Genomic DNA, 12,953 nt, shown 5'->3' with positions numbered 1-12,953 from the left:
CAAAATTTATACTCTTAGCATCACTAATTTCATGAGCAATTCGATATAATTGATTCGTAAAATTATTAACAAAAACAGCCGATAGATGTAAGGTCTGTCTTTGTTCTGTAGTTATCCTGTGAGAAGCACAGCCTAAAGCAGAACATAAGTCTTTCATGAATTGCAAGTTGCTTTTTTCAGTCACTTCAATACAAATAGGCACCTCACTAAAGTCTAATTCAGCCTCTTTTGAGAACGTTTGTAACGGATAAAAAACAGCACGCTGATTTTTTTTATCTATATCATGAATAGAAACACTTCCAGACGTATGAGCTACGAGGCGATTTTCAAAAGGTAAGGCTTTCGAAAAATTCGATATATAGTCGTCACTTATTGCCATTATATAGATATCCGCATCTTTAATATTGTTGAGGTCATCAATGGTCTCGGTTTCATTAGCGTAAGAGGAAATTGCAGAATAGGATCTGTTATACCACTGTTTTACAATAGCATGCTTTGATTTCTTAATAGCTTTGTATAGGTGTGTGGCTACATTTCCTGCGCCAAGTAATACAACGGATATCATGGCGTAAAAATAGGAAGTTTTCCCCTTTTATTTTTATTTTTGATAACTAAAGAGTTGCCCTATGTCAATACTGAATAGAACTAGTATTACTTACACATTTTTTCTTTTTTTTATTTCATTCTCAGTTTTTTCGCAATGCCCAACGGGAGATGTTATTTTAGAATCACAAGTACAATTTGATGATTTCGTTGCAAATTATCCTAACTGTCAGAATATTGAAGGTAACTTAATTATTGGTTTTGGTGTAACAAACATTGCTAACCTACCAGAAATACAAACAATAGAAGGTTCGCTTAGAATTTCAAGCCCAAATATTACTTCGATTTCAGTTTTTGATAATCTCGTAAGTGTTGGTGCTGACCTTCACATTTTTGATACTTCCATGTTGACGGAAATTATAGGATTTGATAGTCTTGCTACCGTTGGAGGTGATTTAATAATTGAAGATAATAACATTGGCATTACTGGGCTCGAATTAATTGAAGGCTTCTCTAATCTTACGGCAGTTGATGGACATTTAAACATTAATGGTAATTTGGTTTTGAATGAAGTTTCAGGATTTAATATTTTAAGTTATATAGGTGGCTCACTTTCTTTTGCGAATCATAATAATTTAATCATTATACCAAACTTCGACGCGATAATTACCATTGGAAATAGTTTGGTATTTTCTAATAACAATGTGTTGGAGACTATAAACGGATTCTCAAATTTAGAGTCTATTGGTGAAATTGCCGATCAAATTGACGATAGAGTCTTCTATGTTTGGGATAACGCAAATTTAAATTCCATCAATGGTTTTGGAAATTTGGAAATTATCGATGGTTTTATTGATTTTTCTGGCTCAAGTTTATCGAGTATTTCAAATTTTAATTCACTTTCAATAATAAATAATAGTGTTTTTATATATGACACTTCTATAACTGCTATAAATGGTTTTAATAATCTTGTGTCAATAGGTGATCAGTTACAATTAACAGATAATAGTTTTTTAACAGATGTAAATGGTTTTAATAATTTATTTCAAATTGGTGGTAATGTTAATATAACGAGTAATGAACTTTTAGAGAGTATATCAGGCTTAAGTCAACTAACAATACTTAGTGCGCGAATTAAAATAAATAATAACCCATCATTAACTTCATTAGATGGTCTTCAGTCGTTGATTCAAGTTGGAGGTCCTGATGTTGCTGGTACGTTTTCATTTGAAATATATGATAATATCATGTTATCTGATTGTTCAGCTATTTGTAATTTGTTAGTTTCAGATGGTATCACAGGTTTTGTTGATATATCTGACAATCCCTCACAGTGCAGTAGTAGGGAAGAGGTGGAGCAAGACTGTGTGCCAGATTTTGATAATGATGGTATTTTAAATGATGATGATCTAGATGACGATAACGACGGTGTACTCGATACAGTAGAACAAAATGGCGATGAAGATAGAGACACTGACATGGATGGTTATCCAGACCATAGAGATTTAGATAGTGATGGTGATGGTTGTTTTGATGTTTTAGAAGCTGGCTTTTCAGATAATGATCAAAATGGAACCTTAGGTACTCTGCCTGACAATGTTGATACAAATGGGTTAATCACAGGAGAACTAGATGGGTATTCGACACCATTAGATACTAACTCTAATACTGTATTTGATTTTCAGGAATTCAGTGTTTTTGATGCAGGGGAGAACGCTAATATAGAGATCTGTATAAACTCAGGCTCAGTTGATTTATTTGATAGTTTAAACGGTTCACCAGATTCGGGTGGCACTTGGTCACCAATTTTATCAAGTGGTTCAGGTATATTTAACCCATTGGTTGATAATTCTGGCACATACACTTACACAATAGATAATGGTTTATGCGGTACAAACTCTTCAGAGGTTGAAGTAATAGTAACTCAGGTTACTCCTATAACAAATTATGACATAATAATTGTAGAGTTGAGTTCTAACAATAGTATTGAGATTCTTATCAATTCAAATTTAGATTATCAATTCTCGTTAGATGGATTAAATTATCAAAATAATAATGTATTTAATAATTTAATAGGTGGTGATTACACTGTTTATGTTAGAGAAATTAATGGGTGTGGTATTTTAGAAGAGTTAGTAACTATAATAGATTATCCTAAGTATTTTACTCCTAATGGCGATAATAACAATGATTTTTGGGGTTTAAGGGGTAATACGGATAGACTTTATTCAGTTTTTATTTATGATAGATATGGAAAACTATTAAAATCTATAACACAAAATGGTGGTGTTTGGGATGGGAAGTATAATGGACAGGATATGCCTACCAATGATTATTGGTTTGAAATTGTATTTCAAGATGGTTATACAAAGGTTGGTCATTTTACATTGAAAAGATAAATAAAACTACAGTGATATCATTTCTCTGATTAACATCATTCTAATTTTCATGAAAACAGATATCAAAACCAGAGAAGATATTTTTCTATTAGTTTCTACTTTTTATAGAAAAGTAAAGAACGATGATCTATTAAGTCCTTTTTTTAATGATACCATCAACGATTGGGATCTACATCTAAAACAACTTACCACATTTTGGGAGTCGAGCTTATTTCTTAAAACTAGATATGTTGGCAATCCAGTAGAAGCTCATATTAAGTTTGATGCAATGCATAACAATTCAATTTCCGAAGTGCATTTTGGAATCTGGTTAAATTTATGGATAGAAACAATTGATGAGTTATTTGAGGGTGATTATGAAGAGAATGCCAAACAGTGATCAAAAATAGTAAGTGCGTTTTATGTTTAAAAATTTATGAAGTCTGCAAGGTTTAAACCTTAAGCTGCTTCTTTTTAAATTTGTTTCATATTCAAAATCTAAATTTAAGCTTATGAAACTATTGAAAGAATTTAAGGAATTTGCAGTAAAAGGTAATATGATGGATATGGCTATCGGAATTATTATTGGCGCCGCATTTAATAAAGTTATTGATGTATTAGCCAAACAAGTATTGCTTCCTCCATTGTCTTTGCTTTCTGATGGTTTAAGTTTTCAAGATAAAAAATTCATCCTTAGGGATGCTGTGATAGATACTTCAGGCGACTTAATATCTAGTGAGGTATCGATTGCTTATGGTGCATTATTAGAAGTTTTTCTCGATTTTATAATAATTGGATTTACTGTATTTATTGTTGTAAAAGCAATGAATCGATTAAGGGGTAAAGCACAAGATGTCAAGGATGAAACCGTTGTAACTCCAAAAGATATTGAATTACTATCAGATCTTAAAAGTTTAATGGAGGAACAAAATCAGTTGCTTAGGTCTAAAGTTTCAAATTAATTGAATAAATTTTAACGCTTTTTCAAGATTTATTTTCAAAGCTAAAATCATCAAAAAGCATTATCTTTGCACGAGCTTAAAATAAGCCTATTCTTATGCAAAAGAAAATCCTAAATTTCCTGTTTTCTACCAGACTTACTGCCATTTTGTTTATCGTATTTGCTGCTGCTATGGCAACAGGAACGATTCTCGATAGAAATATGGAGACCTCCCCAACTCCCTATACCCGTCAATTAATTTATAATGCTTGGTGGTTTGAGGCAATTATGGTCTTATTCATGATTAATTTTATTGGTAACATTAAGCGTTACCGATTATGGCGCAAGGAAATGTGGGCAACTCTTATTTTGCATTTATCATGGATTTTAATCATTCTTGGCGCAGGTGTAACCAGATATATTGGGTATGAAGGATTAATGAATATTAGAGAAGGAGCTACAGAGGGGCAATTTCGTTCTCAGAAAACTTACATTAGTGGTCGAATTTTAGGTGATTTTAAAATTAACGGTCAATTACAACAAAGGAATATTATGGAGGAGGTCGATTTTTCCCCTCGTTTAACTAATGACTTTGAAAAATCATTCGACTATGGCGGCACTGATGTAACGTTGAAGTTAATAAAGTTTATCAAAGGGGCCGAAAAAGACATCATTCCGAATGAGATAGGTGAAAGCTACCTTAAAATTGTTGAAGCGAGTGAAGGGAGACCACACAACCACTTTTTAAAAGAAGGTCAAGTATCAAACTTACATAACGTTCTTATCTCTTTAAATAAAGAACAAGATGGTGCAATTAACATCATAAATAACGATGACGGATTATTTATTAAATCTCCATATGAAGGTGAATTTATGACCATGGCAACTGGTGTACGTGGTAAGCTTGTTAAGGATAGTCTTCAGCCTCTAGCATTGCGTTCTCGTTATGTTATTGGTAATATGCAGTTAGTATTTCCTAAACCAGTTGTTAAAGGAACTTTTGATATTGTTAAAAAGCCACAAATTCTAAAGGGTGATGAAAGTGGAGCAGTCCTCGAAATTTCTGCTAATGGTGAATCTAAATTAATAAATCTATTAGGTGGGCCAGGAACGTATCCTAGCATAGAAGAGGTATCTGTTGGTGGTCTTGATGTTGCTTTACGTTATGGTTCACGTTTAGAGCAATTACCATTTCAGGTAAAGCTAAATGATTTTATAGCAGAAAAGTATCCAGGTACAGAACAGGCATACTCATCTTATGAAAGTAAGGTAACAGTAATAGATAAAGAACAAGGTGATTTTGATTATCATATTTATATGAATAATATTTTAGATCATCGTGGCTATAGATTTTTCCAAGCAAGTTTTGATCCAGATGAAAAAGGAACTGTACTTTCCGTCAATAAAGATAGATGGGGAACTTATATCACATATGCTGGATACATATTATTGTATTTAGGATTGATGGCCATTTTATTTGCAAAGCACACGCGCTTTGACCAAATTAGAAGTCAGCTCAGTAAAATCAAGAGAAAGAAGGCAAAGTTAATGACTATGTTGGCTTTACTTTTGAGTTATGCTGTTTCAGGGCAGACGCACTCAACAAATGATGGTCACGATCATAGTCAGAACATGAGGCCTTCTAAGGTGCAAATAGATTCTATTCTAAAGGTAAATATTACGCCTCAAGACCATGCAGATAAATTTGCAAGAATGGTTATTCAAGACTACAGTGGTCGAATGATGCCAATGCATACTTATGCATCCGAGATGTTGCGTAAATTATCTAAAAAAGATACTTACGAGGATTTTAGTGCAACTCAGATTTTTTTATCAATTCAAGAAAGTCCACTATTATGGTATAATGCTCCAATAATTTATTTAAAACCCAGAAAAGCAGATTCTATTCGTACTATTATTGGAATTGATTATGATCAGAAGTATGCGAGTTTATTGGATTTTTTCACACCTGACGGGCGCAATAAGCTAGGGCCTTATATTGAAGATGCCTACAAAGCGCAAGTGCCAAACGGTTTTCAAAAGGAGGTAAAGGAAGCTTATGGTAGATTAGGTCTCTTGTCCGATGCCATTGAAGGGCGATCTATTAAGATATTTCCAGTTCCCGGTGATGAAAACAATACTTGGATTTCATCATTAGAATTTCGACAAGATGGTTACAGAGAAAAAATAAAAGATACATTGTATGGTAATTTCATTAATAATGGATTCAGCGCTTATCTGGTTACGCTAAACAACGCTAAGCAAACTGGTGATTTTTCGAAAGCTGAGGAATTGTTGGAAGGTATTAAGAAGACCCAAGAGAAGTTTGGTGGAGACATTATGTTAGCCAATGATAAAATTGAATCTGAAATTTTATATAACGAGTATGATATTTTTAAACGACTATTTGTTTGGTATCTTCTTGCGAGTTTAGTTTTGTTAACTTTTGTGATTTTGCAAATATTCTATACCAAGTCTAAGATCCTAAAAGGTGGTATTAGGTTATTTGTCGGTGTTCATATTGTATTATTCTTACTCCATACTGCAGGACTTATAGCGCGTTGGTATATTTCTGGTCATGCACCATGGAGTGATGCTTACGAGTCTTTAATTTATGTGGCTTGGGCGTTAATCACATTTGGATTTTTATTTGGAAGATATAGTGCATTAACCCTCGCGGCTGCTTCCTTTGTTACATCTATAATCTTAATGGTTGCTCATTGGAATTGGATGGACCCAGCCATTGCTAATCTTCAGCCTGTACTTCAAGGTTACTGGTTAAAAATACATGTATCAGTAATTGTTGCCAGTTATGGTCCTTTTGCTTTAGGATGGATTCTCGGTATAATAGCCTTGTTGTTGATGGCATTTACGACGAAGAAGAATAAAGATAAAATGCTCATTAATTTGAAGGAGCTAACCATTATAAACGAAATGGCTTTAACTGTCGGTTTGGTAATGTTAACCATTGGAAATTTCCTAGGTGGTATGTGGGCTAACGAAAGTTGGGGACGCTACTGGGGATGGGATCCTAAGGAAACTTGGGCTTTGATAAGTATTATGTTGTATGCTTTTGTGATCCATATGCGACTTATACCTGGATTAAGAGGGCTATGGGCTTATAATTTTATGGCTGTTTTTACCTTTTGTAGTATTTTAATGACGTATTTTGGAGTTAACTTCTACCTGTCAGGGCTTCATGCTTATGCTAGTGGTGATCAGATAATTAGTTTTCAGTTTATTGCGATCTATTTAACGGTGTTTTTTGTATTAGCATTCTTTGCTTTCAGGAAGTACAAGAAGCTCTATAAATAACAGTTTATTTGTATTGCTCTATTGGCCTTAATTATTTTTCATAACTTGAGGGTCTAAATTAACCCTCAAAAATGAATTACTTTAAAAAGTTAGGTACTGCCAATTTACTCATGTTAATTCTTTGTGCAGTTATCATTTTAGTTGCTGAATATCTATTTCTAACCGGAGATCAGATGCACGGTATTTTTGTTGGCCTTTGGGCACCAACATTACTGGGTGTAATGATTTATTTAAGACTAGTTGATCATGGAGGGAAATGATATAGTTTTATGGTTTTCGGTTGTTGTTATTGCACTTGTTGCTATATGGGCAATTCTTATGATAAGAGCTTATAATAAGGCTAGTAAAAACGATTAATGATTTTTATCATTAGGTTTATTAAAAATAATGTGCATCTTTGCACCATTATGATTGCTTAATTTACTTTTCGACATAGAATCACGTCTACTGTGATTTTGAGTACAAACAAATCTTACTGTTTGTAAATGTGTTATCACAATTTTAAGTTATGCAATCCAACAAAATTTCAACAAAACACTTTTTTTTAAGTATTTAAGAATAGCAATTTCAGGCGAGGAACAAGATTTCACATCAGGGAGTATCCGGCGCTCTATTTTTATGTTGTCAATACCTATGATTCTGGAAATGCTCATGGAGTCAATTTTTGCAATTGTAGATATTTTTTACGTATCGCAAGTAAGTGTTAATGCAGTTGCAACAATAGGTTTAACAGAGTCTGTAATTACCCTGATTTACGCTGTAGCTATAGGACTTAGTATGGCTGCAACTGCAGTTATAGCTAGACGAATTGGTGAAAAGGATAAAGAAGGAGCCTCACATGCAGCTATCCAGGTTATTGGACTGGGTGTTGTTGTGGCTATAGTTATTAGTATTATAGGGATTTTATACCCTAAGGATATTCTCGAAATAATGGGTTGTGAACCAGATTTAATAGCAGAAGGCTATGGTTATACTAAGGTGCTACTTGGCGGAAACCTAACCATCATGTTGTTGTTTGTAATAAATGCAATTTTTAGAGGTGCAGGAGACGCTTCCATTGCCATGTGGGCTTTGGTTTTATCTAATGGTTTGAATATAATTCTTGATCCTATATTTATATTTGGCTTTGGCGCAATACCAGCTTTTGGAGTTGAAGGGGCTGCTATTGCTACTACAATCGGAAGAGGTGTGGCAGTAATTTTTCAATTGATGATACTGTTTTATGGTTGGGGTAAAATTAAAGTGGGTTTTAAAGATTTGATACTTCGCACTTCTGTTATGCTAAACTTAATTAAAGTCTCTTTGGGCGGTATAGGTCAATTTTTAATCGGAACGTCATCTTGGGTGTTTTTAATGCGAATAATAAGTGAGTTTGGAAGTGAAGTTCTGGCGGGTTACACCATTGCAATTCGAGTAATGATGTTTACTTTAATGCCAGCTTGGGGAATGAGTAATGCTGCTGCTACATTAGTTGGTCAAAATTTGGGTGCACAAAAACCAGACTGCGCTGAGGCTTCAGTTTGGAAGACAGGCAAGTACAGTGCAATTTTTATGGGATTTGTCTCTTTAGTTTACCTCATTTTTGCACCTCAAATAATTTCTTGGTTTACTAAAGAACATGAGGTCATTGAAAATGGTGCTTTATGTTTAAGGATAATTGCCGCGGGTTATGTTTTTTATGGGTATGGTATGGTAATTATCAATGCGTTTAATGGAGCTGGTGATACAAAAACACCCATACGGATTAACTTGATTTGCTTTTGGTTATTTCAGCTGCCATTTGCCTATATCATGGCATTAAAATTAGATTTTGGGCCAATAGGAGTGTTTGCCGCCATTACATTGGCAGAGGTATTGATTACTGTTTTGGGTTTAATATGGTTTAAAAAAGGGAAATGGAAATCAGTTGAAGTGTAAAAAAAGCCACCGTTAGGTGGCTTTTTACTAACTAATAAATGGAATATATTAAGCTTCAGCATTAGATGATGATGCAACGGCTAAACCGTACACCACAAGACCAAAGCCTATTTTATTAATGGCGTCACCTATATTGTAAATAACATCCATATTTAAACCTAAACCTGCTATACCATCGTACCAACCTGGTGTTCCAGCCATGTATCCGAGTGGATAGATTGCCCATCCAACAAGTACAAACCAACATAGCATTTTGTGTGCCTTTAGCACAGCACCGCCTGCGTCTTCAGCTAATTTCTTCGCTTCGCCAAGCCATATCATGTAAACCACAATGAAATAAGCGATTCCTGAAATTAAGCCCCAGAACCATGCTTGATCTCTGTAGACAGCCTCTCCGAAGTATCCAGCAACTAACATTATTACAGATAACCCAATTAGTTTCCACATCAACGCCTTTTTTGCCCCTGCAACTTTTAAAATGAGGTAGAATTCTACACACATTAAAGGAACAGTTAATACCCAGTCAACATACCTGAAAAATGTAGGTGATTCAGCATTCATTGCCCAATAGTCGCGCATGTACCAATAATGTACTGCAGCAATAAAAGTAATTAATCCAGAAACAAGGATTGAAGTTCTCCATTTTTTATCAAAGCTGTTCATTGATAAAAAGAAAAAGGCCGAAGCGGCCATCATGGCCATACATCCAACAAAGAATGTAAAACCTACATAATCATCTGTCGCCATTTTTTGGACGCCGTCGATGAGGATGGTTAGTAATTTCATAATGTTTAAAAATTTTGTTTAAACAAAAATAGCAATAGTTGAACAATAAATATGTAAAATTTTCATAAAAAAAATACTTAAGCCATAATTTATGTACTTTTATATTGTGAAGTTGACAATATTTAACTTAATATTTACCGTATTTTTGTTTTGGTTAACCATTCAGATTGGTGCTGAATACGAAGAATATTTATCTTATATTTTTATTCTTACCGTTGGCATTATACATGGGTCAAATGATATTTCTTTGCTTAATATTGTTAAGGGACATGGTCATTTTTCCAAACGTTTTTTATGGTATTATATAGGGCTTATTATAACCAATATTGCTGCATTTATTATCTATCCACGAATTGCACTTTTTTGTTTTATTATAATTAGTTGTTATCATTTTGGGGAACAACATTTGCATGCTTTAGTGAAAGATCTCAACAATAAGGCCAGATTCCTTTTTCTGAGCTATGGGTCGCTAATTTTTGGTCTTCTTTTTTATTTTAATTTTCAAAGTACCTCTGAAATAATAACCGACCTGATTAGCTACCGTATTCCTGAGCAGTATTTCTTGTGGTTTTTAATACTGTCCATAGTTTTAACGTTATCTTTAACTTTGTTTAATAGGTTAAATTTCAGAAAAGATTTTAATTATTTTAAAGAGTTATTTTTAATATTACTCTTTGCAATTCTGTTTAAATTGGCGGCCTTACTTTGGGCTTTTGCTATTTATTTTATTGTTTGGCATTCCTTACCGAGTCTTCAAGATCAAATTAAGGAACTCTATGGCGACTTAAACAAGTTTAATATCCTTAGATATATAAAATCATCTTTTCCATATTGGTTAGTCTCTTTAGTTGGTCTAGTTATATTGTATATGGTAACGTCCTATTTCGAGGTTAATTTTATTACCATTTTCTTCGCTTTTTTAGCGGCCATTACTGTTCCTCATGTCATTGTAATGTATATCTTGAATCGAAAGGCATAATCTTTTTTTTATGTTTCTAAAGCTTAAATGATTGTTCGTTTGTTTTGCTCTCTATTAGTAAAACTGATGGCATTTCATTAATTTTAGGCCTCTAAAAAGATTTAAAATGTTAAAGAAAAACCTTGGGCTAAACACCATCTGTACACATGTGGGAGAAATAAAAGATGAACGATTTAAAGGGGCTGTTTCTCCTATCTATTTGAGTTCATCCTACGAATTTTTAGATGTAGATATCAAGCGATATCCTAGGTACTTTAATACTCCAAATCAAGAATATTTATCAAAAAAAGTTGCAGCCCTAGAAAATGCTCAAGCAGCATTAATATTTGGTTCTGGGATGGCTGCAATTAGTCATATGTTCTTAGCATTTTTAAAAAGAGGAGACCATTTGGTTGTTCAAAATACTTTATATGGTGGTACTGTGAATTTCATAAAAGAAGAATTTCCTAAATATGGTATTCACTACACGTTTACTGATGGTTATAAGGTAGAAGATTTTGAAAATGCTATTCAGAAAAATACAACTTTGATTCACATCGAAACACCGTCTAATCCATTGCTTACTGTTACTGATATCAGAGCGATTACTACCCTCGCTAAAGCTAAAGGTATCTATACTTCAATAGACAATACATTTGCTTCACCAGTTAATCAGAATCCCTTAGAGTTTGGTGTAGATATGGTAATGCACTCTGCAACTAAATATTTTGGCGGTCATAGCGATATTTGTGCTGGTGCAGTTGCAAGTTCTAATGACATTATCGAACGGATATGGAATGTTAGTAAAAATCTCGGTGGTAGTTTAAGTGATATGACTGTATGGATGTTAGAACGAAGTATGAAAACTATGGGCTTACGCGTTAAGACACAGACAAAAAATGCCATGAAAATGGCTAAATGGTTAAATAAACATCCTAAAGTTGCAAAGGTTTATTATCCAGGATTAAAATCACACCCTGAACATACATTAGCTAAATCACAAATGCGAGGTTATGGTGCTATGTTGTCTTTTGAATTAAAGGACGATTTGGATGCTTATAAATTTCAAAAAGCCTTAAGTTTAATAAAATCCTCTATGAGCCTAGCGGGAGTTGAAAGTACAGTAATATCTCCTCATCTTACATCACATGCTCTATTAAGCCCTGAAGAAAGAGCAAAAGTTGGAATTAGTGATCAGTTAATACGATTTTCTGTTGGAATAGAAGAAGTAAAGGATTTAAAGCATGACATTAATCAAGCTATTATGGCTATATGAATTAAAAGGATCCACAATATAGAATTCTTTCTTGTTATGGAATTATAGATATGTTTAATTACATGCTTATGCTAAATCCGATAGATGTTATTTTCCGGCTTTCGGCTCTATAAATTTCTGGTTCCTTTTCGTCAGTTCAAACAAAAAGTTTTGCATAATAACTACCTTCAAAATTAAAAATTCGATTTTCTGATGTCCAACCATACTCATCATCGCCTATTAGTTTTCAGTTTTCATCTGCTTCAAGCGTTGTTTTGCCGCTACCTTAACGCACAAAGAAAATTGTCTTATCTCTTGTTTATCAAACATTTGTAGGGTAGTGTGTAGTATTTCGTATCAATCATTAAAATCAGGTTTAAGGCAGAAAAAGTACCGCACCTGTTACACAAAGGACCAACCACTCTTTAGTGTAATTGTCCTTAACTAAAAACCGATCTTGTGGTGAAAGTCCTGCAAATTTTCCTGTAATGATGGCTAATGTGCCATTTGCAGTTTCTTTACCTATTATTTTTCAAGTGTTATGGTTTGTTATTCTTGTAAATAGAGACTCTAATGGGCTACTGTATTTTATATATCGTATCTCGTTAGCTCTTGTGTTTATTTCGATTTCTTTAAAAGCTAGTGTCACGACGTACTATTTTTGAGTAAATAAATGGTTGATTTAGGTGGTCTTGTATGAAATTCTGCTTTTAGGTTAGAGACCAACTGTAGCAATAAAAATGACGGATATCATGCTTTGATATAATTATGAAATATTTTTAATCGTACCTTACAAAATAAAAAAGAGATACTTTTTAATACTTTTGAAGTATAAGAAAATTAGATTTATGAAATTAGATA

The 12,953-nt window shown here is 33.5% G+C and carries 11 protein-coding genes; 8 read left to right on the top strand and 3 right to left on the bottom strand.

Annotated elements, in window-relative coordinates:
• The coding region (locus HRU49_RS12205) for a Rossmann-like and DUF2520 domain-containing protein (RefSeq protein ID WP_296357562.1) at positions 1 to 565 on the bottom strand (565 nt) is incomplete at its 3' end.
• Between the two features lie 61 nt (positions 566 to 626).
• On the opposite strand from HRU49_RS12205, the gene HRU49_RS12200 reads away from it, so the two are divergent.
• The 6 genes from HRU49_RS12200 (at position 627) to HRU49_RS12175 (ending at position 9,093) form a co-directional block, all read left to right on the top strand.
• Positions 627 to 2,942, top strand: a complete 2,316-nt coding sequence (locus HRU49_RS12200) for a T9SS type B sorting domain-containing protein (protein ID WP_296357559.1) — start codon at positions 627 to 629, stop codon at positions 2,940 to 2,942.
• A 49-nt stretch (positions 2,943 to 2,991) separates the two neighbouring features.
• On the top strand, positions 2,992 to 3,321 hold the full coding sequence (locus HRU49_RS12195; RefSeq protein ID WP_296357557.1) for a group III truncated hemoglobin: 330 nt from the start codon (positions 2,992 to 2,994) through the stop codon (positions 3,319 to 3,321).
• Positions 3,322 to 3,433: 112 nt separating this feature from the next.
• Positions 3,434 to 3,883 carry a large conductance mechanosensitive channel protein MscL gene (gene mscL / locus HRU49_RS12190; RefSeq protein WP_296357554.1) on the top strand — a complete coding sequence of 150 codons (450 nt, stop codon included), beginning with the start codon at positions 3,434 to 3,436 and terminating at the stop codon, positions 3,881 to 3,883.
• Between the two features lie 95 nt (positions 3,884 to 3,978).
• Complete coding sequence (gene ccsA, locus HRU49_RS12185) at positions 3,979 to 7,176, top strand: cytochrome c biogenesis protein CcsA (RefSeq protein ID WP_296357552.1); 3,198 nt, start codon at positions 3,979 to 3,981, stop codon at positions 7,174 to 7,176.
• 71 nt (positions 7,177 to 7,247) lie between these two features.
• Positions 7,248 to 7,436, top strand: a complete 189-nt coding sequence (locus tag HRU49_RS12180) for a hypothetical protein (RefSeq protein WP_296357550.1) — start codon at positions 7,248 to 7,250, stop codon at positions 7,434 to 7,436.
• Positions 7,437 to 7,827: 391 nt separating this feature from the next.
• Entirely contained in the window at positions 7,828 to 9,093 is a 1,266-nt protein-coding gene (locus tag HRU49_RS12175; RefSeq protein WP_296357548.1) for an MATE family efflux transporter, read from the top strand.
• Positions 9,094 to 9,141: 48 nt separating this feature from the next.
• Here the strand turns inward: HRU49_RS12175 and HRU49_RS12170 are convergent, their stop codons facing one another.
• Positions 9,142 to 9,879, bottom strand: a complete 738-nt coding sequence (locus HRU49_RS12170; RefSeq protein ID WP_296357546.1) for a bacteriorhodopsin-like — start codon at positions 9,877 to 9,879, stop codon at positions 9,142 to 9,144.
• A gap of 91 nt (positions 9,880 to 9,970) precedes the next feature.
• On the opposite strand from HRU49_RS12170, the gene HRU49_RS12165 reads away from it, so the two are divergent.
• Positions 9,971 to 10,858 carry a Brp/Blh family beta-carotene 15,15'-dioxygenase gene (locus HRU49_RS12165; protein ID WP_296357544.1) on the top strand — a complete coding sequence of 296 codons (888 nt, stop codon included), beginning with the start codon at positions 9,971 to 9,973 and terminating at the stop codon, positions 10,856 to 10,858.
• A 106-nt stretch (positions 10,859 to 10,964) separates the two neighbouring features.
• Positions 10,965 to 12,113, top strand: coding sequence for an aminotransferase class I/II-fold pyridoxal phosphate-dependent enzyme (locus tag HRU49_RS12160; protein WP_296357541.1), 1,149 nt, complete (start codon positions 10,965 to 10,967; stop codon positions 12,111 to 12,113).
• A 136-nt stretch (positions 12,114 to 12,249) separates the two neighbouring features.
• On the opposite strand, the gene HRU49_RS14755 is transcribed toward HRU49_RS12160, so the two are convergent.
• Entirely contained in the window at positions 12,250 to 12,333 is an 84-nt protein-coding gene (locus tag HRU49_RS14755; RefSeq protein WP_363146752.1) for a hypothetical protein, read from the bottom strand.
• Positions 12,334 to 12,953: the final 620 nt, after the last annotated feature.

Source organism: Winogradskyella sp. (assembly GCF_013213975.1).
In the GTDB taxonomy this organism is placed as follows: domain Bacteria; phylum Bacteroidota; class Bacteroidia; order Flavobacteriales; family Flavobacteriaceae; genus Winogradskyella.
Note: the sequence above shows the minus strand (reverse complement) of the source record. Positions and strands in the feature narration are given on the sequence as shown.